Origin of the sequence: Mumia sp. ZJ430, assembly GCF_011751845.1 — a bacterium.
GTDB lineage: Bacteria > Actinomycetota > Actinomycetes > Propionibacteriales > Nocardioidaceae > Mumia.
The window spans coordinates 669,229-694,831 of the sequence record NZ_JAAHFK010000001.1; the positions used below are offsets into that span (position 1 = coordinate 669,229).

Annotated in this window: 26 protein-coding genes; 15 read left to right on the forward strand and 11 right to left on the reverse strand. The window is 69.7% G+C overall.

Features of this window, described 5'->3' with window-relative positions; all coding sequences use genetic code 11:
* Positions 1-53 precede the first annotated feature (53 nt).
* From HCT63_RS03225 to HCT63_RS03235, 3 genes are read left to right on the forward strand one after another with little or no spacing between them, the layout of a single operon-like run.
* Positions 54-1,460: an FAD-binding oxidoreductase gene (locus HCT63_RS03225; RefSeq protein WP_243842863.1), complete on the forward strand. Its 1,407-nt coding sequence runs from the start codon at positions 54-56 to the stop codon at positions 1,458-1,460.
* A 20-nt stretch (positions 1,461-1,480) separates the two neighbouring features.
* A complete protein-coding gene (locus HCT63_RS03230) occupies positions 1,481-2,752 on the forward strand; it encodes a cyclopropane-fatty-acyl-phospholipid synthase family protein (RefSeq protein WP_167001351.1) in 1,272 nt (423 codons plus the stop codon).
* A gap of 21 nt (positions 2,753-2,773) precedes the next feature.
* A complete protein-coding gene (locus HCT63_RS03235; protein ID WP_167001352.1) occupies positions 2,774-3,346 on the forward strand; it encodes a hypothetical protein in 573 nt (190 codons plus the stop codon).
* A 67-nt stretch (positions 3,347-3,413) separates the two neighbouring features.
* Here the strand turns inward: HCT63_RS03235 and HCT63_RS03240 are convergent, their stop codons facing one another.
* Positions 3,414-5,609, reverse strand: a complete 2,196-nt coding sequence (locus HCT63_RS03240; protein WP_167001353.1) for an MMPL family transporter — start codon at positions 5,607-5,609, stop codon at positions 3,414-3,416.
* Between the two features lie 137 nt (positions 5,610-5,746).
* On the opposite strand from HCT63_RS03240, the gene HCT63_RS03245 reads away from it, so the two are divergent.
* From HCT63_RS03245 to HCT63_RS03255, 3 genes are all read left to right on the forward strand, one after another.
* Positions 5,747-7,081: a sensor domain-containing protein gene (locus HCT63_RS03245; protein WP_167001354.1), complete on the forward strand. Its 1,335-nt coding sequence runs from the start codon at positions 5,747-5,749 to the stop codon at positions 7,079-7,081.
* Positions 7,033-7,677, forward strand: coding sequence for a response regulator transcription factor (locus HCT63_RS03250; protein ID WP_167001355.1), 645 nt, complete (start codon positions 7,033-7,035; stop codon positions 7,675-7,677). Before HCT63_RS03245 ends, HCT63_RS03250 begins: the two co-directional genes overlap by 49 nt.
* Before the next feature lie 82 nt (positions 7,678-7,759).
* Entirely contained in the window at positions 7,760-8,083 is a 324-nt protein-coding gene (locus HCT63_RS03255) for a DUF2812 domain-containing protein (RefSeq protein ID WP_167001356.1), read from the forward strand.
* 52 nt (positions 8,084-8,135) lie between these two features.
* Here HCT63_RS03255 and HCT63_RS03260 read toward each other — a convergent pair whose 3' ends face one another.
* Positions 8,136-8,924 (reverse strand): exodeoxyribonuclease III, encoded by a 789-nt coding sequence (locus HCT63_RS03260; RefSeq protein ID WP_167001357.1) that lies wholly within the window; start codon positions 8,922-8,924, stop codon positions 8,136-8,138.
* A 136-nt stretch (positions 8,925-9,060) separates the two neighbouring features.
* Here HCT63_RS03260 and HCT63_RS03265 point away from each other — a divergent pair, with 136 nt between their 5' ends.
* The gene (locus HCT63_RS03265; RefSeq protein ID WP_167001358.1) at positions 9,061-11,343 is read left to right on the forward strand and encodes an Orn/Lys/Arg decarboxylase N-terminal domain-containing protein; all 2,283 of its coding nucleotides are present in this window, start codon (positions 9,061-9,063) and stop codon (positions 11,341-11,343) included.
* A gap of 22 nt (positions 11,344-11,365) precedes the next feature.
* Here the strand turns inward: HCT63_RS03265 and HCT63_RS03270 are convergent, their stop codons facing one another.
* Positions 11,366-11,905, reverse strand: a complete 540-nt coding sequence (locus tag HCT63_RS03270; RefSeq protein ID WP_167001359.1) for a putative immunity protein — start codon at positions 11,903-11,905, stop codon at positions 11,366-11,368.
* A 90-nt stretch (positions 11,906-11,995) separates the two neighbouring features.
* On the opposite strand from HCT63_RS03270, the gene HCT63_RS03275 reads away from it, so the two are divergent.
* From HCT63_RS03275 to HCT63_RS03285, 3 genes are all read left to right on the forward strand, one after another.
* Positions 11,996-12,352: a VOC family protein gene (locus HCT63_RS03275; RefSeq protein WP_167001360.1), complete on the forward strand. Its 357-nt coding sequence runs from the start codon at positions 11,996-11,998 to the stop codon at positions 12,350-12,352.
* Positions 12,353-12,413: 61 nt separating this feature from the next.
* The gene (locus HCT63_RS03280) at positions 12,414-12,656 is read left to right on the forward strand and encodes a type II toxin-antitoxin system Phd/YefM family antitoxin (protein ID WP_167001361.1); all 243 of its coding nucleotides are present in this window, start codon (positions 12,414-12,416) and stop codon (positions 12,654-12,656) included.
* Positions 12,653-13,063 carry a type II toxin-antitoxin system VapC family toxin gene (locus HCT63_RS03285; protein ID WP_167001362.1) on the forward strand — a complete coding sequence of 137 codons (411 nt, stop codon included), beginning with the start codon at positions 12,653-12,655 and terminating at the stop codon, positions 13,061-13,063. Before HCT63_RS03280 ends, HCT63_RS03285 begins: the two co-directional genes overlap by 4 nt.
* Before the next feature lie 43 nt (positions 13,064-13,106).
* Here the strand turns inward: HCT63_RS03285 and mnhG are convergent, their stop codons facing one another.
* Genes mnhG through HCT63_RS03320 form a run of 7 tightly spaced genes read right to left on the reverse strand, consistent with a single transcriptional unit; the run spans position 13,107 to position 19,585 of the window.
* Positions 13,107-13,439, reverse strand: a complete 333-nt coding sequence (gene mnhG / locus HCT63_RS03290) for a monovalent cation/H(+) antiporter subunit G (protein WP_167001363.1) — start codon at positions 13,437-13,439, stop codon at positions 13,107-13,109.
* Positions 13,436-13,750, reverse strand: coding sequence for a monovalent cation/H+ antiporter complex subunit F (locus HCT63_RS03295; RefSeq protein ID WP_208322245.1), 315 nt, complete (start codon positions 13,748-13,750; stop codon positions 13,436-13,438). Before HCT63_RS03295 ends, mnhG begins: the two co-directional genes overlap by 4 nt.
* Positions 13,747-14,334, reverse strand: coding sequence for a Na+/H+ antiporter subunit E (locus HCT63_RS03300; protein ID WP_167001364.1), 588 nt, complete (start codon positions 14,332-14,334; stop codon positions 13,747-13,749). The genes HCT63_RS03295 and HCT63_RS03300 overlap by 4 nt, the downstream gene beginning before the upstream one ends.
* The gene (locus HCT63_RS03305; protein WP_243842864.1) at positions 14,331-15,959 is read right to left on the reverse strand and encodes a Na+/H+ antiporter subunit D; all 1,629 of its coding nucleotides are present in this window, start codon (positions 15,957-15,959) and stop codon (positions 14,331-14,333) included. Before HCT63_RS03305 ends, HCT63_RS03300 begins: the two co-directional genes overlap by 4 nt.
* The gene (locus HCT63_RS03310) at positions 15,956-16,396 is read right to left on the reverse strand and encodes a Na(+)/H(+) antiporter subunit C (protein WP_167001365.1); all 441 of its coding nucleotides are present in this window, start codon (positions 16,394-16,396) and stop codon (positions 15,956-15,958) included. Before HCT63_RS03310 ends, HCT63_RS03305 begins: the two co-directional genes overlap by 4 nt.
* The gene (locus HCT63_RS03315; RefSeq protein ID WP_167001366.1) at positions 16,393-19,296 is read right to left on the reverse strand and encodes a Na+/H+ antiporter subunit A; all 2,904 of its coding nucleotides are present in this window, start codon (positions 19,294-19,296) and stop codon (positions 16,393-16,395) included. The genes HCT63_RS03310 and HCT63_RS03315 overlap by 4 nt, the downstream gene beginning before the upstream one ends.
* Positions 19,297-19,306: 10 nt before the next feature.
* Entirely contained in the window at positions 19,307-19,585 is a 279-nt protein-coding gene (locus HCT63_RS03320; RefSeq protein ID WP_167001367.1) for a GlsB/YeaQ/YmgE family stress response membrane protein, read from the reverse strand.
* A gap of 178 nt (positions 19,586-19,763) precedes the next feature.
* Here HCT63_RS03320 and HCT63_RS03325 point away from each other — a divergent pair, with 178 nt between their 5' ends.
* Positions 19,764-20,462: a response regulator transcription factor gene (locus HCT63_RS03325; protein ID WP_167001368.1), complete on the forward strand. Its 699-nt coding sequence runs from the start codon at positions 19,764-19,766 to the stop codon at positions 20,460-20,462.
* Positions 20,459-21,919 (forward strand): ATP-binding protein, encoded by a 1,461-nt coding sequence (locus tag HCT63_RS03330; protein ID WP_167001369.1) that lies wholly within the window; start codon positions 20,459-20,461, stop codon positions 21,917-21,919. Before HCT63_RS03325 ends, HCT63_RS03330 begins: the two co-directional genes overlap by 4 nt.
* A gap of 14 nt (positions 21,920-21,933) precedes the next feature.
* Here HCT63_RS03330 and HCT63_RS03335 read toward each other — a convergent pair whose 3' ends face one another.
* On the reverse strand, positions 21,934-22,125 hold the full coding sequence (locus tag HCT63_RS03335; protein ID WP_208322246.1) for a hypothetical protein: 192 nt from the start codon (positions 22,123-22,125) through the stop codon (positions 21,934-21,936).
* A 23-nt stretch (positions 22,126-22,148) separates the two neighbouring features.
* On the opposite strand from HCT63_RS03335, the gene HCT63_RS03340 reads away from it, so the two are divergent.
* The 3 genes from HCT63_RS03340 to HCT63_RS03350 all read left to right on the forward strand — a co-directional run bounded on the left by HCT63_RS03340 (position 22,149) and on the right by HCT63_RS03350 (position 25,597).
* Entirely contained in the window at positions 22,149-22,358 is a 210-nt protein-coding gene (locus HCT63_RS03340; RefSeq protein WP_208322247.1) for a helix-turn-helix transcriptional regulator, read from the forward strand.
* A gap of 120 nt (positions 22,359-22,478) precedes the next feature.
* Entirely contained in the window at positions 22,479-23,732 is a 1,254-nt protein-coding gene (locus HCT63_RS03345) for a bifunctional glycosyltransferase family 2/GtrA family protein (protein ID WP_167001370.1), read from the forward strand.
* Positions 23,729-25,597 (forward strand): glycosyltransferase family 39 protein, encoded by a 1,869-nt coding sequence (locus tag HCT63_RS03350; RefSeq protein WP_167001371.1) that lies wholly within the window; start codon positions 23,729-23,731, stop codon positions 25,595-25,597. The genes HCT63_RS03345 and HCT63_RS03350 overlap by 4 nt, the downstream gene beginning before the upstream one ends.
* Positions 25,598-25,603 lie beyond the last annotated feature (6 nt).

Here is a 25,603-nt window from a genome sequence, read left to right on the forward strand (position 1 = left end):
CAATCGGGACACCCGTATAGCGGGTGTCAGGGGTCGTGCATACCCTGAGGTGCGTGAGCGACCTCGTGGGACACGCGACACACGAAGACGCCGTGCGCAGGCTCAAGGCCTCGTACGACGCCATCCCTGGCGGTGCGCCGGTGCGGCTGGCCAAACGCACCACCAACCTCTTCCGCCCTCGCGACGCGACCGACGCCCCCGGCCTGGACGTCTCGGGCCTGACGGGCGTGGTGAGCGTCGACATCGACCCCGCCACCGGCGAGGCCACCGCCGACGTCCAGGGCATGTGCACGTACGAAGACCTCGTGGCGGTCACGCTGGCCCGCGGCTACATCCCGTACGTCGTGCCGCAGCTGCGCACGATCACGCTCGGCGGTGCGGTCACCGGTCTCGGCATCGAGGCCACGTCCTTCCGCAGCGGGCTGCCGCACGAGTCTGTCGTCGAGATGGACGTCTTCACCGGCGCCGGCGAGGTGGTCACGTGCAGCCGTGAGGAGCACAGCGACCTGTTCCTCGCCTTCCCCAACTCGTACGGGACGCTCGGCTACACGACGCGCATCCGCATCCTCCTCGAGAAGGCGCCGCCGTTCGTGCGCCTGCGTCACCTGCGCTTCGACGACCCGGACTCGGCGGCCGACGCGATCGCACGGATCGTCGACGCGCGAAGCCACGACGGCGTACGGGTCGACGCGATCGACGGGACGGCGTTCTCGCCCGGCGAGGTGTTCCTGACGCTGGCGGAGTTCACGGACGAGCCACAGCAGGTCAGCGACTACACCGGACAGCAGATCTACTACCGCTCGATCGCCGAGCGGACCACCGATGCGCTGACCATGGCGGACTACCTCTGGCGCTGGGACACCGACTGGTTCTGGTGCAGCGGCGCGTTCGGTGCACAAAATCCGTTGATCCGGCGGGTGTGGCCACGGAAGCATCGGCGCAGTGACGTGTTCCAGCGGATCGTCGGCCTCGACACCAAGTACGCGATCGCCCACAAGCTCGACGTGCTCAAGCGCAACGGCATCGAGAAGCGTGAGCGGGTCATCCAGGACATCGAGGTCTCCGTCGACCGGCTCGCGGAGTTCCTCACCTGGTTCGACGAGGCGGTCGGCATGCGTCCCGTCTGGCTGTGCCCGCTGCGGCTGCGCGAGCCAGGTGGCCCTGGCAGCGCGACCCGTTGGCCGCTCTACCCGCTCGAGCCGGGCACGACGTACGTCAATGTCGGGTTCTGGGGCACCGTCGCGGTCCCTGGCGACGCACCGGCGGGCCTGGTCAACCGCCGTGTCGAGCACAAGGTCCACGAGCTGGGCGGCCACAAGTCGCTCTACTCGGAGGCGTTCTATGACGCGGAGACGTTCGCCGACCTCTACAACACCCCGCACCTCACCGAGGTGAAGACCACCTACGACCCCAAGGACCGGCTGACCGGGCTGTACGAGAAAGCGGTGAAGCGTCGATGACTGTGACGACCAGACCCACCATGACGATCGGCGAAGCGCTCGAGGTCCTCTTCCAAGGCGATGACCTCGCCTTCCACTTCGAGGCGTACGACGGCAGCTCCCTCGGCCCGCCCGACGCGACCATCCGGGTGCGTCTGGAGAACGAGCGCGGACTTTCGTACATCATGAGCGCACCCGGCGACCTCGGGTTCGCCCGCGCCTACGTCACCGGGGACCTCGTCATCGAAGGCGCCCATCCCGGCGACCCGTACGACGCGCTGGTGCTGCTCATGGAGAAGACCCGGCTGCGCGCGCCGAGCGTGGCCGACACGCTGAAGGTGGTCCGGGCGCTGGGCGTCTCCCACCTGCTCCCGCCGCCGGCCCCACCGCAGGAGTCGCTGCCTCGTTGGCGTCGAGCGCTCGAGCACCTCCGCCACTCCAAGGCACGCGACGCCGAGGTGATCCACCACCACTACGACGTCTCCAACCGCTTCTACGAGCTGGTCCTCGGACCGTCGATGACATACACGTGTGCCGTCTTCCCCAAGGCCGATGCGAGCCTCGAGGAGGCGCAGTTCGAGAAGTACGACCTGGTCTGCCGCAAGCTCGATCTCCAGCCCGGGCAGCGCCTGCTCGACATCGGGTGCGGGTGGGGCGGCATGGTGCGCCACGCGGCCAAGCACTACGGCGTGACGGTCATCGGTGCGACCCTGTCCGAGCAGCAGGCGCTCTGGGCCCAGGAGGCGATCGCGCGCGAGGGGCTGTCCGACGTCGCCGAGGTGCGGTTCTCCGACTACCGCGACATCACCGAGACCGGATTCGACGCGATCAGCTCGATCGGCCTCACCGAGCACATCGGTGTCCACAACTACGCGTCCTACTTCGGGTTCATCCGCGACCACCTCAAGGTCGGCGGCCGGCTGCTCAACCACTGCATCACGCGGCCGGACAACCGGGCGCGGGCGACAGCGGGACAGTTCATCGACCGGTACGTCTTCCCCGACGGCGAGCTGACCGGCTCCGGGCGCATCATCACGTCGGTGCAGGACGCGGGGCTCGAGGTGCACCACGAGGAGAACCTACGGCTCCACTACGCGATGACGCTGCGCGACTGGAACCGCAACCTCAAGGACAACTGGGACGAGGCCGTCGCCGAGGTGGGGGTCGGCACCGCCCGGGTGTGGGGGCTCTACATGGCCGGCTCGCGGATCGGCTTCGAGCGCAACAACATCCAGCTCCACCACGTGCTGGCGACCAAGACCGCGCCTGACGGTTCGAGCGACTTCCCGCTGAGGCCGACCTGGGGGAGCTGATCCGGCGGTACGCTCACGGGCGTGACGGACTCCTCGGACCTGCCAGGCAACGCGACAGCGCACGACGTCATCGGCGTCGTGCGCTTTCGTCTCGAGCGGCTTCCTTCGTACGAGCAGCGCTTCGCCCGAGCGATCCGGGCGTACATGTTCTCTCTCGCTGCCGTCCTCTTGGTGGCGCTCGGCATGCTTGCCCTGGTCCCGGTGCTCGGACTCGTGGCGCTGTGGCTTTCGGTGCTGCTCCTGATGGTCGGCGTCGTGCCCGCCTACGCGCTCGTCTCTTCCCGTCGCTTCCGTGCGGGCCTGCCACGCGTTGGCGGTCCGGACGTGGCGTTGGCCGTACGACGCTCCGGCATCGACGTCTCGTGGCCCGACCTGGGCCCCGCACGGCTCGCGTCCTTGACGTGGGGCGACCTCACGAACCTCGGTCAGCGTGGTCCCCTGCGCGGCACGTCGGTGCTGCGGATCCGGACGCACCGCAGGCCTGCCGGGTCGTGGACGCGCGTCGCCTACCTGCCGCAGGACCTTCTCGACACCCCGATCGACCTGATCGTGCGGGACGTGCAGGCCCTCGTCGGTGGCGCGGTGCGCACCTGACGCACGCCCGTACGAACGGATCTTGAGGGATTGTGCCCAGTCCGTGGGCGCAATCCCTCAAGACCTGTCAGGCGGTCGGGACCAGCTCGCGCTCGCCCGTCCGCTCCGGGCGACGCAGGGCGCCGAGGCGCTTGTCGAGCAGCACCAGCGCCGCCGGCAGCAGGACCAGCCGGACGATCGTGGCATCGACCAGGATCGCGACCGAGAGCCCGACGCCCATCTGCTTCATCTCGAGCATCGACAGCGTGGCGAAGACGGCGAACACCGACACCATCACCGCAGCCGCGCTCGTGACGACGCTCGCCGTCTCCCGGACTCCGTACTCGACCGCGAGCCGCGTCGACAGTCCGCGGCGCATCCCCTCACGCACGCGGCTCATCACGAAGACGTGGTAGTCCATCGAGAGCCCAACCAGGATCACGAAGCAGAACAACGGCACCCAGTCCACGAGGAAGCCCGGCGACGTGAAGTTGAGCATCCCTTCGGCCCAGGTGTTCTGGAAGACCAGCGTCATCACGCCGAACGCGGCGCCGACGGAGAGCAGGTTGAGGCCCGTCGTGAGCAGCGCGACCGTCCCGCTGCGGAACACTGTCCACATCATCAGCATCGTCAGGAGCAGCACGAACCCGACGACGAGCGGGAGCGCGTCGCGCTGGGCGTCCTGCGAGTCCATCGTCTCGGCGACGTCGCCGCCGACGACCCACTTGACCCCGTCGAGATCGTCGAGTGCGGCCGGGATCGCGGTCTCGCGGAGCGCGGTGACCGCGTCCTCGTTGCCCTCGTCGCCCTCGTGACCGACGGCGGTCAGCCGCAGGACGGAGGTGCGCCCGTCGTCCGAGACCACGACCGGGTTCGCGTTGGCGGCGAGCCCGTCTGACTGCGCCTGGGCTCCCAGCGACTCGAGCGCGGTGCTCACCGCAGCCGTGTCGGCGGAGTCACCCCGCGCGACGACCTCGAGCGTCGGACGCTCGGCCGGGAAGTGCTCCTGCACCTTCTGGAACGTCGCGACGGCCGGCAGGCCCTGCGGGAGGGTGTCGATCGTGCCCTGGTGCAAGGTCATGCCGAGCGCGGGAGCCGAGAGCGCGACGAGTGCGCCGAGGGACACGGCGAGCGATGTCTTCGGGTGCGCCAGGACCGGGTTGATGAGGCGCTTGCTGATGCCGCCCGTCCCGATGCGGCGGTTGAGGCGCCACAGGCCGGGGACACGCGGACGGTCGACCCAGCGGCCGAGCTTCGCGAGCAGCGCCGGCAGCACGGTCACGGACCCGACCATCGCCACGGCGACGACGAGCATCGCGCCGATGGCAAGACCGGCGAAGACGGTGTCGCGGGTCAGGAGCAGACCGGACATCGCGACGATCACGGCGAAGCCGGCGACGATGATGGCGCGCCCGGACGTCGCCGCGGCGATCTCGATCGCGTCGATCGTGGTGGCACCCTTGAGCCGCTCCTCGCGCTCGCGCTTGAGGTAGAACAGCGAGTAGTCGACGCCGACCGCCATGCCGATCATGAGGATCACGCTCGCGACCGTCCCCGAGTCGGGCACGAGCACGGACACCACCGCGTACAGGCCCATCGCGGTCAGCACGCACGAGAACGCGAGCGCGACCGGGATCGCGGCGGCGATCAGGGCGCCGAACGCGACGATCATGATGAGGAACGTGATCGGCAGGCTGCGCATCTCACCGGAGGAGAGGTCCTCACCAACACGCTCGTCAACCTGCGTCCCGATGGACTCGCCGCCGGTCTGCGCGATGTCGAGGGCGGGGTTCGCCGCGGCGACCTCGGCCGTCGAGTCCTGCAGCGCCTCGACCGTGGAGTCGAGGTCGTCGACACCCTTCTCGAGCGTCAGGGGTACGAGCATCGCGGAGCCGTCCTCGGCCCACACGGGCGGCCCGACTGCCTCGACGTGTGCGACGCCCTCAGCGCCGACACGCAGCGACTCGTACGCCTGCTCGGCGGCCGTACGATCGAGCGTTCCGCTGTCGGCGGTGATCAGGACGACCTCGCTCGGCGCCTGCTCGAGCCCGGCGTCGCGGATCATCTCCGCCGCGCGGCCGGACTCGCCGATGCCGTAGTCGTCGTCGGACATGCTCTGCATCGGCACCACGGCCATGAGCGCGATCGCGCCGACGACCAGGGTCAGCCACAGCCCGAGCGCGCGCCACGGACGGGTCGCGCTCCAGCGAGCGACACGCACGACCGGCGAGCGGCGCGTGGGACGAATGCCCTGCCTGTGCGGAGGTGGTGCGGTGGTAGTCATAATGACCTCTCGGTTCGTCTGGATCCGTCGCTCATGACGATTCCGTCTCGCGCGCTCCGGATCAGGGGGGCGAGGTCCCGGACCGAGGTGGTGCTAGGTCCACTGTCCGCAGCGCGACGTCGACGCACAGTGGGAGCATGACGACGACAGCGGACCCAGGAGTGACGATGAGCTTGTCCACGGCGATACCCGAGACGTACGCCCCGTCCGGGCGAACGTCACGGTTCGCGCTGACCGGGCTCGCGCTGGTCTATCTCGTGCTGGGGATCCCGACGCTGGTCACCTTGATCGTGATCACCGTGGCGATCCCTCTCGGCGTCCTCGGCGTGGGGCTGGCGGTGCTCGCGGCATTCGTCCCGTTCCTGCGCCAGCTGGCCAACGTGCACCGCTACTTTGCATCGCAGGTGCTGCGGACGACGGTCGTGAGCCCGTACCACGAGCGTGAGTCGAGCGGCGTCAAGATCCTCGTGAAGGACTGGGCGCGTGACCCCGCGCGATGGCGCGATCTCGGCTGGGCCTACGCGTCGTCGACGATCGGCTGGATCCTCTCGCTGATCCCGGTTGTGCTCCTGCTCGGTGTCATCTGGTACTTGATCTTCCCGTTCATCTACTGGGTCACGCCCAAGGGCGTCTTCGACATGGAGCTGGGTCTCGTGCAGATCGACGACCAGGCCTCGTCGTTCTCGATGTGGATCCTGGCGGGGATCGTGGCCCTCATGTGGTGGTTCCTGACGCCGCCGGTGAGCCGGTTGCGCGCTCGGATGGACCTGGCTCTGCTGTCCCCGACGCGCGCCGAGCTGGAGAAGCGTCTCGCCGAGGTGTCGGCGTCCCGTACGGAGACGATCGACCACTCCGCGGCTGAGCTTCGGCGCATCGAGCGCGACCTGCACGACGGAGCACAGGCGCGGCTCGTATCTCTCGGGATGAGCCTCGGGCTCGCCGGGCAGCTCATGAGTACGGATCCAGACGCGGCCGCACGCCTGATCGAGGAGGCGCGGGCGACCACGACCTCCGCTCTCGGTGACCTGCGGTCGGTCGTGCGGGGGATCCATCCGCCGGTGCTTGCCGACCGAGGGCTCGTCGGGGCCGCACAGGCGCTCGCGCTCGATATCGCGGTGCCGACGTCGTTCGCGGCGGTGGTGCCGGGACGGGCGCCGGAGCCGGTGGAGACCGCGATGTACTTCGCGGTCGCCGAGGCGCTCGCGAACGTGGTCAAGCACGCGCACGCGAGTGCCGCCTCGGTCGACCTCTCGTACGACGGTGAGCGGCTGCGCGCGGTCGTCGCGGACAACGGCAGCGGTGGTGCGGACCCTGCTGACGGGACGGGTCTTGCGGGGGTGGCTCGCCGATTGACAGCGTTCGACGGCACGATGGTGGTCGAGAGTCCCCGCGGGGGACCGACCGTCGTCACCATGGAGCTGCCGTGCGCGTTGTCATCGCCGAAGACCTCGCCCTCCTCCGGGACGGCCTGACGCGCCTGCTCGAGGCGAACGACTTCACGGTGGTGGCGGCGGTCGACAACGCGCCGTCGCTCGCCAAGGTGCTGCGAGAGGTCGACGTGGACGTTGCGGTCGTGGACGTGCGGATGCCCCCGACGTTCACCGACGAAGGGTTGCGGACGGCGATCGAGGCGCGTGCCCTGCGGCCGGGGCTGCCCGTGCTCGTGCTGTCGCAGTACGTCGAGCAGCTGTACGCCCGCGAGCTGCTGTCGTCGGGCGAAGGGGCGGTCGGCTACCTGCTGAAGGATCGTGTGGCTGACGTCGAGCGGTTCGTCGACGGCGTACGGCAGGTGGCCGCCGGCGGCACGGTGCTCGATCCGGAGGTGGTGTCGGTGCTGCTGTCGAAAGCAGCCGCGAACCGTCCGGTCGACAGGCTCACCGACCGCGAGCGTGAGGTGCTCGGCCTGATGGCTGAGGGACGCTCCAACGCGGCGATCGCGGCGCGGCTGTTCGTGACGGAGAAGGCGATCTCGAAGCACACCAACTCGATCTTTGCCAAGCTCGACCTCCCGGTCTCGGAGGACGACAACCGTCGCGTACTCGCCGTCCTGGCATATCTCCAAGGCTGACCCCCTCCCGGGTCACTCTCTGCGCGCCGCGGGTCACTGTCTTGCGCTCGCGGGTCACTATGCGCGCGACGACGATGGGGCCATGAGTGGCCAGACCCGTACGTACTGGTTCGTGCCGTTTCGTGTTCGGGGCACGGAGAACCTTGAGGCGTGGTTCGAGGAGATGGCGCGTCAAGGGTGGGTCGCCGACCGCTTGGGCTTCCTCAGCGCCGTCCGGATGGAGCTGAGGTGGCGCAAGGGTGGGCGGAACTACCGCTATGTGATCGACCCGCGGCGCTTCCCTGACGCGCCCGAGGACTCGCTGATCGCCTCGGCAGGATGGGAGGACGTCGGCACGCTGAACGGCAAGGACGTCTGGCGCGCCCCGTACGAGGGTGCGCGGCCCGACCTGTTCGTCGACGAGTGACCCGGGGCGGCCAGAGAGTGACCCGGGGCGGGCGGAGAGTGACCCCGGGGCGCTAGGAGAGGTCGACGATGACGGGGGCGTGGTCGGACGCGCCCTTGCCCTTGCGCTCCTCGCGGTCGATCGACGCACCGGTCACCCGGCCGGCGAGCGCGGGCGAGCACAGCGCGAAGTCGATCCGCATGCCCTCGCGGCGCGGGAAACGCAGCTGGGTGTAGTCCCAGTAGGTGTACGTCCCGGGGCCGGGCGTGTGCGGCCGGGCCACGTCGGCGTAACCGGTGTCCTCGAACGCGGCGAACGCCTCGCGCTCGAGCTTGGAGACGTGGGTCTTGCCCTCGAACTTCGCCATGTCCCAGACGTCCTCGTCGTGGGGCGCGATGTTCCAGTCGCCCATCAGTGCGATCTGCGCCTGCGGGTCGTTCGCCAGCCAGCCGGCGGCGTCCTCGCGCAGCTGGCGCAGCCACTGGAGCTTGTAGACGTAGTGCGGGTCCTCGAGCGTGCGCCCGTTGGGCACGTAGAGCGACCAGATGCGTACGCCTCCGCACACCGCGGAGATCGCGCGCGCCTCGGCGGCTGCTGGGTCGCCCCAGGTCGGCATGTCGGCGAACCCGACCTGGACGTCCTCGAGGCCGACGCGCGAGATGATCGCGACGCCGTTCCACTGTGAGAGGCCGTGGTGCGCGACCTCGTAGCCCGTACCGATCAGCGGCAGCTCGGGGAACTGGTCGTCACGGCACTTCGTCTCCTGGATCGCGAGCACGTCGACGTCACTGCGCTCGAGCCACGCGGCGACGCGGTCGATGCGCGAACGGATGGAGTTGACGTTCCAGGTGGCGATCCGCATGAGTACGACCGTACCGGGAGGGTCGGACGGCTCCTCAGGTCGGCCGATCAGCCACCGGCCGATGCGTATGATCTGCCGTAAAGCCACTAAGGGACGGGAGGATCTGCGGCATATGCCCGAGCAGAGCGAAGGATCAATGACCTCGCGAGCGATCAAGGTCCTCATCGTCGATGAGCGACCGCAGACCTCGACCGCGCACGAGGAGATGCTGCGCCGCGTCGTCCAGGAGCTCGAGCGCATCGACGTACGGACGGAGTTCGCGCCGAGCCCCGATGACGCCGTGCTGCGGGTCGCGTCGGACGCGTCGCTGTGCGCCGTCATCGCCGACGCGGGCGGCGACTCCGACCAGCACGAGGCGCACGTCGACCCGAACCGCCTCGCCACCTTCCTCGCCGGAGTCCGGGCGCGCAACGCCGACCTCCCCGTGTTCGTGATGACGGGCACGCGTGGCGCCGACTCGCTCGACACGGCCGTGCTGCGCGAGGTGGACCAGCTGATCTACCTCCTCGACGACACCCCGTCGTGGATCGCCGGCCGCATCCGCAACGCGGCCGAGCGCTATCGCGAGGACGTGCTCCCGCCGATGTTCGGGGCGCTCGTCCGCTTCGCGCGCAAGCACGAGTACTCCTGGCACACCCCGGGCCACGAGGGCGGCGCCGCGTTCCTGCGCTCGCCCGCGGGCAGGGCGTTCTGGGAGTTCTTCGGCGAGCAGACGTTCCGCTCCGACCTCTCGGTGTCGGTCCGCGAGCTCGGCTCGCTGCTCGACCACTCCGGCCCGATCGGTGAGGCGGAGCGCCGCGCAGCCTCGATCTTCGGCGCCGACATGACCTACTTCGTCACGAACGGCACCTCCACCTCCAACCGGGTGCTGCACCAGGCGTCCGTCGTCGCGGGCGACGTGATGGTCCTCGACCGCAACGCGCACAAGTCGATCGAGCAGGCGGCGACGCTCACCCACGGCGTCCCGGTCTATCTCACGACGACCCGCAACCACCTCGGCATCATCGGCCCGGTGCCGCCGACCGAGCTCACGCGCGAGGCCGTCGCCGCGAAGCTCGCCGCGTCCCCGCTGGTCGAGGACGCCACCGCCGCCCCGGTGATCGCGATGATCACCAACTCCACGTACGACGGGCTGCTCTATCACGTGCCGACCGTCGAGCGGACGCTCGGCGAGCACATCGACAGGCTGCACTTCGACGAGGCCTGGTACGGGTACGCAGCGTTCCACCCGATCTATGCCGAGCGCTTCGCGATGCACACCGGCGAGCGCCCTGCGGACGGTCCGACGACCTTCGCCACGCAGTCGACGCACAAGCTCCTCGCGGCGCTGTCGCAGGCCTCGTACCTGCACGTCCGCAACGGGCGCAACCCGGTCGAGCACGACCTCTTCAACGAGGCGTACATGATGCACGCGTCGACGTCCCCGCTCTACTCGATCATCGCCTCCAACGACGTGTCGGCGGCGATGATGGCCGGACGTGGCGGGCCGTTGCTGACCGGCATCTCGATCCAGGAGGCGGTCGCGTTCCGCCGTACGCTCGCGCGGGTGGCCGCCGAGACGCCGGACGACGACTGGGCACTGGTCCCGTGGCAGCCGGAGACGGTCACGCAGCCCGACGGCGCGAAGGTGCGCTTCGAGGACGCGGACGAGGACTGGCTCTGCTCGTCGCCCGACCCGTGGCTGCTGCGCGAGGACGAGAAGTGGCACGGCTTCGACCTGCCCGACTCGTACGCGATGCTCGACCCGATCAAGGTCTCCGTCGTGACGCCGGGGGTGAACGAGGACGGGACCCTCGCGGAGTTTGGCGTGCCGGCGCCGATCCTGTCGGAATACCTCGAGCAGCAGGCGTCGATCGTGGTCGAGAAGACGCAGTCGTACTCGATCCTGCTGCTGTTCTCGATCGGCGTGACACGCGGCAAGTGGGGATCGCTGGTCACGACGCTGATGTCGTTCAAGCGCGACCTCGACGCGAACCGCTCGCTGGAGCAGGTGCTGCCTGCGACGTTCGCGCGCAACCCGCGCCGCTATGCGGGTATGGGGCTGCGCGACCTCGCCGAGGAGCAGCACGCGACTATCGGCCGTACGAGGCTGCTGGCCCTGCAGCGCGAGGCCTTCGGCGCGCACCCCGTCCCGGTGACGACGCCGGCGCGAGCGTACGCGCACGTGGTCCGCGGGACCGTCGACGCGGTGCCGCTCGATGCGCTCGCCGACCGTACGCTCGCGATCGGCCTCGTCCCGTACCCGCCGGGGATCCCGCTCGTCATGCCGGGCGAGTCGGCGGGGCCGGACGACGGGCCGTTCCTCGCCTACCTGCGGGCGCTGGAGGAGTTCGACCAGCGGTTCCCGGGGTTCGAGCACGAGACGCACGGCGTGGAGGTCGTGGACGGACGGTACGTGGCGCGCTGCGTGCGGGACTGACGTCGCCGAGCGGGTGGCGCCGTCACCGGCACGAGCGCAGCGAGGCGTCGAGCGCCGACATGAGCTGCGCGGTGCGGCTCTTGCCGACCGGTGGGGCGGGATAGCGGCTCAGGACTTCGATGAGCACCGGCGTCGCCCGCTCCCGGGCCTGCACGAGCACCGCCTCCGCCGCATCGGGATCGCCGCCCGCGCCGATCTCGGCGATGCGTGCGGCGTTCGCGGCGGCACGGAGGAGGTGGCCGACCTGGTGCGCCTTGGCAATCGGGTGCAGATACGCGGCCGAGGCCGCGTCGCCGGCGGCCTGGGCGGCGAGCCGGGCGGACTCGGTGGACGCCACCTTCGCCGCACGGTGAGCGTCCATCGACGTGACGCGCTGGAGCCTGGACCGGCGGGCGCCGTTCACGAACTCCCGCGCGGCATCGAGCGCAGTGCGAGGTCGGGGATCGTGGGGGTGAGCCTCCTCGAAAACGGGAAGGACCGCTTCGGCGGTCTCGGCCACGAAGCGCGCGACGACGCGCAGCTCGTCGATGGTCAGGTCGAAGTCGCCAGTCGCCGTCGTCACGCGGTCGATCCTCTCCGAGGACGTGCGCGTACGCCAACACCCGGAGAATGAGCGCGCGAAGTGTCCGGGTGGCCCGCTAGCGTGCTGAGCATGACTCTCTCCGTGGGCATGGTCACCGTCGACAGTCTTGATGCGCTTGCGCTGGGGAGGTGGTGGGCCGAGCAGGTGGGCGGCGAGGTCGTCCAGGAGAACGAGGGCTGGTTCGTCGTCGTGGCCGTCCCCGGTGCGCCGGTCCAGCTCGCCTTTCAGAAGGTCGAGCGTCCGACGCCCGGCAAGAACAAGATGCACCTCGACCTGGTCGCGACCGACCTCGACGCCGAGGTCTCGCGGCTCGAGGCGGCCGGCGCGGACAAGGTGTCCGACCAGACTATGGAGACCGGCTTCCGTTGGGTGACCTTGGCCGATCCAGAGGGCAACTACTTCGACGTGGCACAGGCTGAGAGCTGAGCGGTTGTGTGGGGTGACCTCTGACCTAAAGTAGGTACGTACCTACGTCGGAGGTGAGTCGATGACCACGATGACCGCGCGCGATTTCAATCGCGACGTCAGTGCGGCCAAACGCGCCGCTGAGGAAGAGCCCGTCATCATCACCGACCGCGGGCGACCGTCGCACGTGTTGATGACCATCGAGGAGTACGAGCGCATCGTGGCGCCGACGCGCTCCGCCCTCGACTGGCTGGCCATGGAAGAACCGGTCGTCGACTTCGACCCCCAGCCCATGCACTTCGGGGCAAAGATCCCCGAGCTATGACCTTCATCCTCGACACGAACGTCGTCAGCGAGGTGCGATTCGGCGATCGCATGGATGCCCGGGTTCGCGCGTGGCTCGAGAACGTCCCCGAACATGAGTGCCACCTGAGTGCCATCACCGTCTTCGAACTTGCCCACGGCGTGGCAAGGATCGAGCGACGAGATAGTGCGCAGGGGCGGCGGCTTCGCGAGTGGTTCGAACGCCAGATCGTTGCGTACGAGGCGCGGATCCTCCCGATCGACCTTCCTGTCGCGCGCGAGACCGCGCGATTGCACGTGCCCGATCCTCGGCCGGAGCGCGACGCCTTCATCGCCGCCACCGCGATAGTCCACGGCATGACCGTCGTCACCCGCAGCGTCGCGGACTTTTCTCCGCTGGGCGTGCCCGTGGTCAATCCGTGGGAGTGACTGCGGGCGCTCCCGGTTAGCCCGGCGCGGGGTAGAGCCGAAGTCAGTCCGCCGGCATCTGCTCGTCGACGAGCCTCTCGTCGTGGTCCGCGCCGCCGGTGCGATAGACCGCGCGTCCGAGCATGTGCGCCGCGACGGGAGCGGTGAGCAGCTGGAAGACGGCGACGAGCACGAGGAGGCCGAGGTCGCTCCACGCCTCCATCCGGAGCCCGATCCCGAGCAGGATGAGCAGCAGCCCGAGCACCTGAGGCTTTGTGGCAGCGTGCATCCGGCTGAACAGGTTGTTGAATCGCGCGATGCCGATGGCGGCGATCAGCGCGAGGAAAGCGCCGGACAGCAGGCAGAACGCCGAAGCGATGTCGAGGGCGAGTCTCATCGGGATCCCTCCGTACCGTCGATGCGCTCGGGATCGGACTCGTCAGGCTCGTCGCTCGTGGCGAAGCGCGCGATGCTCACCGAGCCGACCATCCCGACCAGAGAGAGGACGACCAGGATCGGGAGCGTGTCGGTGTGGCGGTTGTACGCCGCCTCGACACCGAGCCCGCCCACGAGCACGGCGACGAGCACGTCGATCGCGACTGCACGGTTGGGCATCGATGGTCCGAGGGCGGCACGGACCACCGCGAGGACGGCAGCGATCCCGAGCATGCCTCCGGCCACCCACGCGACCACGGTCATCCAGGTCATCGGAATCCACCTTCCGGGCGCGGCTGCTCGATCCGGGCGATGTCCTCGGCGTTGCCGAGTGCGCGTACGACCCGCTCCTCCTCGTCCCAGACGCGTTGTCGTGCAGCCTCGACGTCGGCCTGGCTGCGGGTCTCGAGCACGTGGATCTGCAGGGTCCACGTGCTCCTCGATGCCTCGATCAGGAGGCTGCCGGGGACCAGCGACACGATCTCGGAGGTGAGCATGAGGGCGAGCTCGCTGCGGGTCCGCATCGGCACGACGAGCACCGCGTTGACCGGCTGGTAGCCGAAGCGCATCACGATGGTCGCGACCTGAACGCTCGACGCGACCAGATCACGGAAGAACGCGTACACCAGGATGAGGAGCCGCCACGGGTGCACCCGGCCGTGGAACTCGATCGGCGGCAGCGGAAAGACCCGGATGATCGCGACCGCGATGAGGGCCCCGGCGAGGATGTTGCCGACGGTGAACTCACCCCAGAGCAGCACCCAAACGAGCGTGAGCCACAGCACGACGGGCCACTGAAGGGCGCGGCGCGCCTGGGTGCGACGAGAGGCGTCGTTCGCGTCGTTCGCGTCGCTCACTCGGCACCTCCTGACCCGCGCGGGACGATGGATCCTGCCACGCTGCCGTCGTTGAGGACGGTCTCGATGTACGGGTCGCGATCGCGCAGCTCCTCGGCCGCGCGCTCGGTGATCCCGAACAACGGCCCGGCAAGCAGGGTGAGCGCCGTGCCGAGCGCGACCAGCGTCAGCGTCGGGGTGACCATCGCGCGAGGGAGCGAGCGTACGGACGTCGCGACCGTGTCACCCCACGGCTCGCCCGACTTCGTGCCGGAGCTGGGGACGGACTCGGTGAGCTCGTCGGGTTCCTCCGTACGGGGCCGCCAGAACGCGCGGTTCCATGTCTTCGCCACCGCGTACAGGGTGAGGAGGCTGGTGAGGATCGAGGCCGCCACGACCAGGTACGCGAGCCAGCCTGCCCGGTCGACCCCCGCCTGGACGAGGGCGACCTTGCCGAGGAAGCCAGAGAACGGAGGGATGCCGGAGAGGTTCATCGCCGGCAGGAAGAACATCAGCGCAAGCACCGGGGCGGCCTTCGCGAGACCGCCGAGGTGCTCCAACGACGTCGAGCCGCCACGGATCTCGATCAGGCCCGTGACCAGGAAGAGCGTGGTCTGGATCGTGATGTGGTGGACGATGTAGAAGATCGCGCCCGCGAGCCCCAGGTCGGAGGCGACCGCGACCCCGAACATCATGTAGCCGATGTGGCTGACGAGGGTGAACGAGAGCATACGTTTGATGTCGGACTGCGCGATGGCGCCGAGGATGCCCACGAACATCGTCAGCAGCGCGGCCCACAGCAGCAGGTCCGACAGCGGGCTGTCCGGGAAGAGCAGCGTCTGCACGCGCATGATCGCGTACACGCCGACCTTGGTCAGCAGGCCCGCGAACACCGCCGTCACGGGTGCGGGTGCGGTCGGGTAGGAGTCGGGGAGCCACGCCGACAGCGGGAAGACGGCGGCCTTGATCGAGAACGCGGTGAGCAGCATGAGCTGCAGGACGATGCGGACCCCCTCGGGGACCTCCTGCAGCTTGACCGCGAGATCGGCCATGTTGACCGTGCCGGTCGCCGCGTAGACGCCCGCGATCGCGATGAGGAACACCATCGATGACAGCACCGACACGACGACGTACGTCGTCCCGGCGCGCACCCGTGGCCCGGTGCCGCCAAGGGTGATGAGCACGTAGCTCGCCGCCAGCAGGATCTCGAACCCGACGTACAGGTTGAAGAGGTCGCCCGACAGGAAGGCGTTGGAGACTCCCGCCGACAGGACGAGGAACGTCGGGTAGAACACCGACAACGGCGTGTCGCGGCCGAACTCGATGATGCCCTGGCCCACGGAGTACGCGAGGACGCACAGCGTCACGATCGCCGACACGAGCAGCAGCAAGGCGGACAACCGGTCGGCGACCAGCACGATGCCCATGCGGGCGGGCCAGCCCCCGACGTACACGACCTGCGGGCCGTCCCGGTCGGCTGCCCACAGCAGGACGCCCGCGACGGCGACGATGATCGAGAGGGTCGTGAAGCTGATGACGCGCTGGGCGCGGGCGTTCTGGCCGAGCGCGAGGCACACCCCGGCGCCGAGCAGCGCCAGCACGACCGGCAGCGGGATCAGGAAGGACATCGCGGAGTCGGCGGTCATCGCTCGACCTCCTCGGTGTCGGCGCCTTCCTCGTCCGGAGCTCCGCCACCTTCCTCGTACGATTGTGACGCCTCGTCGAGCTCGGCCAGCCGCATGATGAGGCGGTCCTCCATGTCGTCCTGGACTTCGTCGTGCCCCTGCAGCTGCCACGACCTGTACGCCATGGCGAGCAGGAACGACGCGACGCCGAGGGTGATGACGATCGCGGTGAGCACCATCGCCTGCGGGAGCGGGTCGCTCATCGGGGACGGGTCGGACTCGTCGACGATCGGGGCACGGCCGGGTGCGCCGGAGGCCACGATGAAGATGAGGTTGACGGCGTTGCCGATCAACAGGGTGCCGACGACGATGCGGGTCAGGCTTCGCTCGAGCAGCAGTGTCACGCCGCAGGCGAAGGTCACACCGATGACAATGACGAGAACCAGGTTGACGGTCATCGGACGCCTCCCGTCAGCGGCTCGATCTCAGGGTCGGTGTAGGAGCCCGGTAGCTCGGGATCGGCGTCCCCGGTCTCGATGTCGGCGTCGATCCCGCCGCCGAGGCTGCGCAGGACGTCGAGCATGAGACCCACGACCACGAGATAGACGCCGAGGTCGAAGAAGAGCGACGTGACCAGCTTGATGTCGCCGATCGCGAACAGGTGGAACTTGACGATCGCGCTCTGGAAGACCTGGCCGCCGAACGCCAGCGGCGCGAGCGCGGACACGGTCGCGACCGAGAGGCCGAGTCCGAGGACCCGTCCGGCGTCGACCGGCGCCGCTTCGTCGAGCTCGTACCGTCCGCCGGCGAGGTAGCGGACCATCAGTGCGAGGCCGGCCATCAGACCGCCGGCGAAGCCGCCGCCCGGACCGTTGTGGCCGGAGAAGATCAGCCACACGGAGAACAGGATGACCGTGTGGAAGATCAGCCGCGTGACGATCTCGAAGACGATCGAACGTCGCTCCGGGGCGAGCGTACGGCCCGCGCGCAGCCAGCGACCGGTCGAGTGCCCCTCGGGCAGCGGGGCGGCAGGGCTCTGCGCCCCACCGCGACCGGTGATGAGGAAGATCAGCGAGGCGACACCGGTGGCGGCCACCACGAGGACCGACAGCTCGCCCATCGTGTCCCAGGCGCGGATGTCCACGAGGGTCACGTTCACGATGTTGTGGCCTCCGCCGTACTCGACGGCGCTCTCGGCGAACGCGACCGAGATCGGGTCACCGATCCGGACGCCGGCGGTGGCGAGTGCGATCGCGGAGGCGAAGGCCCCGGAGAGGGCGCCGATTCCCACCCGGATCCAGCGGGCGCGGGTGAGTGGACGGTCGGAGAAGTACGGGGCCATGCGGCGCAGCACCAGCACGAACACGACCAGCGTCACCGTCTCCACGAGCACCTGGGTCAGCGCGAGATCGGGTGCGCCGTGAAGGAGGAAGAGCATCGCCGTGCAGTAGCCGGCCACCCCCGCGAGCAGGACGGCCTTGAGCCGGCGACGCGACCGGACGGTGAGCACGGCCGCGACACCCAGCAGGATCGCGACGACCGCCTGCGCCGCGGAGTCGAACCACACGACGTCCTCGGTCCACGTGCGGTTGAGTGCGAGCGCAGTGCCGGGGATCAGCAGGACGACTACGAGGATCGAGCCGAGGTAGAAGGGCAGCGAGCCGCGCTGCGTACGACCGGTGACCTCGACGGCGAGCCGGTCGGTGTTGCGCATGATGCCCTCGTACGCCCGCTCGGCCGACGGCATCCAGGGCGCGGCGGGGACGAGCGCACGGCGCTGCTGCCAGGTGAAGAGCGCGATGCCGCCGAGGACCGCGACCACGGACAGGCCGAGGGCAGGGGAGAACCCGTGCCAGAGGGCGAGCTCCGCGTGGTGGTCGCCCTCGGGGAACTGGTGGTCGTACCCCGCCCACAGCTTGGTCAGACCGCCGCCGAAGAACGCGAGCACGAGCGACGCCGAGGCGAGGAGGGCGGTCGGCGTCGCGAACCCGGCAGGCACAGGGACCAGGTTGGCGGGCTGGTCGACGCCCGGCTTGTCGCCGAAGACACCCCACACGAAGCGCAACGTGTACGCCATGGTGAGCAGCGAGCCGAAGACCAGCCCCGCGAGCACGAGAGAGCCGGCGACCGGTCCGATCCCGGTGCCGTCGCCGGTCGAGACCACGTCAACGAATGCGCCGTACACCGACTCCTTGGCGACGAACCCGAGCATCGGCGGGATGCCGGCCATCGAGGCCGCCGCGAGCACGGTGAAGCCGAAGAGCCAGGGCATCGCGGGGCGCAGCCGCGACAGCTTGCGCAGGTCGCGGGTGTGAGCCGAGTGGTCGACGATGCCAACGACCATGAAGAGCGCCGCTTTGAACAGGGCGTGGGCGACGACCATCGCGACGCCGGCGAGCGCGGCTGCACGGGTGCCGAGCCCGACCACGGCGACGAGGAAGCCGAGCTGGCTCACCGTCCCGTACGCGAGGAGCAGCTTGACGTCGTGCTGCCCGAGCGCGCGCAGGCCACCGACGATCATCGTCAGCACGCCGAGCACGAGCAGCGTCGGCCGCCACAGGGCGGCGTCGGCGAACGCGGGGGCCATCACGGCGACGAGGAAGACGCCGGCCTTCACCATCGCGGCCGCGTGCAGGTAGGCGCTCACCGGCGTCGGAGCGGCCATCGCGCCGGGGAGCCAGAAGTGGAACGGCACCAGCGCCGACTTGCTGAGCGCGCCGATCAGCACGAGGGCGATCGCGGTGGCGGTCGCGGCGCCGGTCGGGGAGAGCGCCATGATCGCGTCGATGCGGTACGACCCTGCGTCCTGCCCGAGCATGATGAGGCCGACCAGCATCGCGAGGCCGCCGAAGGTCGTCACGATCAGCGCCGTCATCGCCGCGCGACGGTTGGCGACACGCTCGGGGTTGTGGCCGACGAGGATGTAGGAGAAGACGGTAGTGAGCTCCCAGAACACGTACAGGAGCAGCACGTCCCGAGACAGCACGAGGCCGAGCATGGAGCCGGCGAACGCCGTGAATGCGCCGGAGAAGCGCCAGAGCGCGGGATCGTACGAGCGGAAGTACCAGGTGCAGTAGAAGAGGACCAGCGCGCCGACGCCCGTGACGAGCAGGGCCAGGGTCCAGCTCAGCGTGTCGAGCCGAAGCCCGATCTCGAGGCCGATCGTGGGCACCCACTCGTACGTCTCGGTGAGCGTGCCCGCGTCGGGGCCGGTGACCTCAGGCCCCTGCAGAAGGAGCCAGACGAAACTTGCGCCGGGGACCAGAGCGAGGAGGAGGAAGGCGTGCCGGTCGAACGTACGGACGAGCGCAGGAGCGGCTGCTGCGGCGACCAGGTGGGCGAGCAGGAGGAAGAGCATCAGGTCGAGATCAGCTCGCCGAGCTCTTCTTCACGACACGGTTGTAGACCATCAGGGTGAGGACGGCGCCGATGATCGAGCCGATCCACCCCGCCGGGCCGAAGCCCTTGTCACGATCCCAGAAGGGGAGGAGGCCGAGGATCACGCCGAAGACCACCGAGCCGACGACGCCGAGAACGAGTGTCTGCACGAGGGACATCGCGTCTTTGCCGGGGACGATCGCGCGGGCGATGAACCCCGCGACCAGGCCGATCACCAGGAACCCGATGATGCTGAGGATGAATCCCATCCGACCCGCCTCCTTCGCCTCAGGGGCATTCTAAAGGTTGGGGGTGGGTGCCGGCCCGCCCGCCTCCGAGCGGCACCGCCTGTCGTGACACTTTTCACCCGGTCCGGTCCCAGGCTCACAGGCCGCTCACAGGATCTCCTCAGGCGGGTTCAAGCAGGATCGGCGATGGTTGAACCTGATGACCTCACCGCGTACTTCCGACCGGCTGCTCGTCGTCGACGACGACGCGAGCATCCTCGACCTGCTTGCCTCCAGCCTGCGCTTCGCCGGGTTCGAGGTGGTGACGGCCACCGACGGGCGTACGGCCCTCGAGATGGCGACCACGGACCCGACCCTCGACCTGATCGTGCTGGACGTGATGATGCCCGGGCTCGACGGCTTCGAGGTGGTGACGCGGCTGCGCCGCGAGCACCGCGACATCCCCGTCATCTTCCTCACCGCCCGGGATGCCCCGGCGGACCGCGTCAACGGGCTCACCGCCGGCGGCGACGACTACCTGGTGAAGCCGTTCAGCCTCGACGAGCTCGTCGCGCGCGTCCACGCCGTGCTGCGGCGAACACGCCGCACCCGCGAGGAGACCGTGCTGCGGTTCGCCGACCTGGAGATGGACACCGACAGCCACGAGGTCCGCAAGGACGGCGAGGTCGTCGACCTCTCGCCGACGGAGTTCAAGCTGCTGCGCTACTTCCTGCTCAACAGCGGCCGCGTCCTGAGCAAGCAGCAGATCCTCGACCACGTCTGGAACTACGACTTCGGCGGGGACGGCAACGTCGTCGAGACCTACGTCTCGTACCTGCGCCGCAAGATCGACACCACCGAGCCGCGGCTGCTGCACACCGTGCGCGGCGTCGGGTATGTGCTGCGTCGGCCCCGATGAAGCGTCGCTCCGCCCTGGTCACAAGGTGGCGCGCCGTCCCGCTGCGCGTCCAGCTGGCTGCGCTCGCCGTCGCGATGGTGACGCTCGCGCTGGTGTTGAGCGCCGTCGCCACCCATGTCGTCCTGGAGCGTTCGCTCGTCGACCGCGCGGACACCGAGCTCGTGACGCAAGGGCGCGGCTTCGCCGATCGTCCGCCGCCGCGGCGGATCATCGAGGACGGTGCGGCGCTGCCGTCGCGCTTCTTCGTCCAGCGCTTCGCGTCCGACGGGACCTCGTTCGACCCCCAGGTGGACCCGCGCCTCGAGAGGGATGACTACCCCGACCTTCCGGACCCGGCGACCGACGACATCACGTACAACGAGCCCTTCACGATCTCCGCAGCGGACGGCAGCCCGCCGTGGCGCGTGGTCTTCTTCGAGGGCTCGGACGGGGGTACGGTCGCCGTCGCGGTCGACCTCACGGACGTGACCGAGACACTCGAGCGGCTGCGCTGGATCGAGCTGGCGATCGCCGTCACCGTCCTCGTCGCGGTGGCCGCGATCAGCTCGTGGCTCGTCGCGCGCAGCCTGCGCCCCCTCATACGGGTGGAGCGGACCGCGGAGGCGATCGCCGGGGGCGACCTCGGCGCGCGGGTTCCGATGGATGCCGACCCGAGGACCGAGGTGGGTGCGCTCGCGTCGTCGCTCAACACGATGCTCGGCCACATCGAGAAGGCGGTCGACGACCGCGAGCGCGAGGCCGTACGGGCAGGTGAGGAGGCGCGCAGGGCGGAGGAGTCCGAGCGCCGGATGCGTCGCTTCGTCGCCGATGCGAGCCACGAGCTGCGGACGCCGCTGACGTCGATCCGGGGGTTCGCCGAGCTGTACGCCCAGGGGGCGGCGACCGACGAGGCGACCACGGACCGGTTCATGGCGCGCATCCGTCAGGAGGCCGATCGCATGGGCATCCTCGTAGAGGACCTGCTGCTGCTCGCCCGCCTCGACCAGGAGCGCCCGCTCCGCCGTGACCCTGTCGACCTGCGGACCCTGGTGCGTGACGCGGTCGTCGATGCGCGCGCCACGCAGCCGGATCGGCCTGTCGCCGAGCCCGCCGCCGGCCCGCCGGTCATCGTCGAGGGCGACGAGGCGCGCCTGCGGCAGGTGATCGCGAACCTCGTCGGCAACGCGCTGGTGCACACGCCGCCCGAGGCGGAGCTGCGCGTCGATGTTCGTGCGGAAGGAGACGAGGGCGTCCTGATCGTCTCCGATGACGGGCCCGGGCTCGACGAGGAGTCGGCCGCGCACGCGTTCGAGCGCTTCTACCGCGCGGACGAGGCCCGTAGTCGGCAGGACGGAGGCTCGGGGCTGGGCCTCGCGATCGTCTCGGCCCTGGTGGCGGGCCACGGCGGTCGGGTCTCTCTCGACACCGCCCCTGGGGAGGGCGCGACGTTCACCGTACGGATCCCGCTGGCACGGTGAGCGCTGGCTTCCCCTCAGTCGATGAGCGCCGTGGCCTCGACCTCCACGAGCACGTCCGGCTCGAACAGGGACTCGACGCCGATCAGCGAAGCAGGCGGCATCGGCAGCCGGAGGCCTGTCTTGGCGGCGGCGGCTTCGAGGCCAGCCATGAGGTCGTTGATCTTCTCGGGGGCCCACTGGGTCACGTAGAAGGTCAGCCGCAGCACATCGTTTGGTGGGACGGGGTGGGTTGCATCATGCCAAGCGCAACGGCGTCATCGAACGCAGGATCGTCAGCACGCGGCAGGTAGCCGTCGAGTACGCGATCACCGCTCGGCACGACGCTGCGCCCCCTGTCGACGTGCTGCTCGCCTGGGCCGCCGAGCACATGCCCGCCATCGAACGTGCGCGCGACGCCCTCGACGGCGCGGGGCAGGGTCTCGATACGCCCCTCGCCTAGCGGGGGTCTCGACAGGCTCGACCGGCGGGTGGGTCTCGAGGCTCGACCGGCGGGTGGCTCACAGGGATCTCCCAGGCTCGACCAAGGGGATCGTGAACTTTCGACGGCAACGTCGAAGACATGAACGAGACATCTCCCGTGATCGACGTGGTCGTCCCGGTGCTGAACGAGGCGCACATCCTTGAACGCAGCGTCCAGCGACTGCGCACGTACCTCGACCTCGAGGTCCCGTTCGCGTGCCGCGTCGTGATCGCCGACAACGACAGCACTGATGGTACGGCGGAGGTCGCGGAGCGGCTCGCGGCGACGCTGAGCGACGTGAGGCTGGTCCGCGTCCCCGAACGGGGTCGCGGACGGGCGCTCTCGACCGTCTGGTCGCGCAGCGACGCCACCGTCGTCGCCTACATGGACGTCGACCTCTCGACCGATCTCGGCGCCCTCATGCCCCTGGTCGCCCCGCTGCTGTCCGGTCACTCGGACGTGGCGATCGGCACGCGGCTGCGGCGTGACTCCCGGGTCGTACGAGGCGTCAAGCGCGAGATCCTCTCCCGGGGCTACAACGCCCTCCTCCGTGTCGTCCTCGGCGCGCGGTTCAGCGACGCGCAGTGCGGCTTCAAGGCGGTGCGCACCGACGTGGCGAAGGCTCTGCTGCCGTACGTCGAGGACACCGGCTGGTTCTTCGACACCGAGCTGCTGGTCCTCGCCGAGCGCGCGGGCCTGCGGATCGCCGAGGTTCCTGTCGACTGGGTCGACGATCCGGACAGCCGGGTCGCGATCGCGTCGACCGTCCGCGACGACCTGTGGGGGATGGCGCGCATGGCCCGCGGTCTGACGACGGGTCGCCTCGATCTCGAGCCCGTACGGCACCGCTTCGGGCGGCCTCCTGTCCGCACACCGGTCGGCATCCGGATGATCCGCTTCGGCATGGTCGGCGTCGTCAGCACGATCGCGTACGCCCTGCTGTTCCTCCTCGCGCGTCAGATCGCCCCCGCCCAGGTCGCGAACCTCTTCGCGCTGGTGACGACGGCGATCGGCAACACCGCCATGAACCGGCGCTTCACCTACCAGGTGACCGGAACGAAGCGGCTTGCTCGCCATCACGTCCAGGGCCTGGTCGCGTTCGCCTGCGGATGGGCGCTGACAGCATCGGCGCTCGCGCTGACCGCGGGCCTCGGCCACACCCCACTGATGGAGGTCGGCGTCCTCACGGTGGCCAACGTGCTCGCGACCATCGTGCGGTTCGTGCTGCTCGATCGCTGGGTGTTTCGCACCGCGACCGAGGCGCCCCGTACCCGCGACCTCGACGTGCGGCTGTCCGCCCGCCAGGTCGCTCCGAACCCTTCCGCCACGGCGGACGAGAGGAGTGCCGCATGAGCACCGCCGTACAGGAACGTGCTGTTCACGAGCGTGACGCCGTCGAGGTCCGGCGAGGCTGGTGGACGCGGGAGCACGCCCTGCTGATCGCCCTGCTGGCTGCGACCGCGGTCGCGTACTGCTGGAACCTGACCGTCAACGGCTACGCCAACGAGTACTACTCGATGGCCGTGCAGGCCGGGGCGCAGGACTGGAAGGCCTGGTTCTTCGGCGCGCTGGACGCCGCGAACGGCATCACCGTCGACAAGACCCCGGCGTCGCTGTGGCTGATGGGCCTGTCGGCGCGGGTGTTCGGGTTCAGCTCGTTCAGCATGCTGCTCCCGCAGGCGCTGCTTGGGGTCGCGAGCGTCGGCGTCCTGTACGCCGCGGTGCGCCGCTGGTTCGGGTCGTCGGCGGCGTTGATCGCCGGCGCCGTGCTGGCGACGACGCCGGTGGCCGCGCTGATGTTCCGGTTCAACAACCCCGATGCGCTGCTGGTCTTCCTGATGGTGGCGGCCGCGTGGGCCGTGACCCGGGCGATCGACGCCAAGAAGGCGCTGCGATGGCTGGTGCTCGCGGGTCTGCTCATCGGGTTCGCATTCCTCGCCAAGATGCTGCAGGCGTTCCTCGTCCTGCCGGCGCTCGCGCTGGCGTACGGGGTCGCCGGGTCGGCACGCCTGCGGACGCGCCTGCTACACCTCCTCGCCGCAGCCGGCGCGGTCGTCGTCGGCGCGGGATGGTGGGTGCTCATCGCCGAGCTGTGGCCGGCGTCCGCGCGCCCGTACATCGGTGGCTCGACGAGCAACAGCATCCTCGAGCTCGCGCTCGGCTACAACGGCCTCGGTCGCCTCAACGGCGAGGAGGTCGGGTCCGTCGGTGGCGGCGGGCAGGGCGGCGGCATGTGGGGGACGCCCGGCCTCGGACGGCTCTTCAGCTCCGAGATGCAGACGCAGGCGAGCTGGCTCCTGCCGGCCGCCCTGGTCGCACTTGTCGCGCTCGCCGCATTGTCCTGGCGGCTTGCCCGTACGGATCGGATGCGTGCGTTCGCGATCATCTGGGGTGGCTGGCTGCTGGTCACCGGCCTGACGTTCAGCCTGATGCAGGGCATCATCCACAGCTACTACACGGTGGCGCTCGCGCCCGCGATCGCCGCGCTGGTCGGCGTCGGTGTGGTGGTCCTGTGGCGACGCCGTACGGAGCTGGTGCCGCGGGCCGTGCTCGCGGGGACGGTCGTCCTCACCGGCCTCTGGAATTGGCGGCTGCTCGTTGAGACCCCGACGTTCGTGCCCTGGTTGCGCTGGGTGGTCGTGTTCGCGGCCGTCGCGGCTGGTGTGCTCCTGCTCGTCGGGCCGGAGCTTCCGAACCTGGGCGACGGGGCTCGCTACCTCGCCGTGATCGCTGCGACCCTCATCGGCGTCGCCTCGCTCGCGGCGCCCGCCGCCTCGGCCGCGGCGACCATCGGCTCGGCGCACACCGGGTCGATCGTGTCCGCCGGACCTGCGACGGGCGGTGGCCCCGGCGGGGGCGCGGGGACCAGCTTCCTCGGCGGCGGCGGGACCGCAGGCGTCAGCGAGGAGCTGGTGAGCCTGCTCCAGAACAGCGACTCCCGCTGGGCCGCGGCCACGCAGACCGCCAACGGTGCCGCACCCTTGCAGCTCGCCTCGGGCGAACCCGTCCTTGCGATCGGCGGTTTCAACGGCACGGACGCGTTCCCGTCGCTCGAGCAGTTCCAGGAGTGGGTCGCCGACGGCGAGATCGGCTTCTACATCCCCGCGACCGGGCACGGCGGTGGCCGCAACTCCAAGATCGAGACCTGGGTGACAGAGAACTTCACCCCTCAGACCGTGGGCGGGACGACCGTCTACGACCTCGCCGGTCACAGCTGACCGACG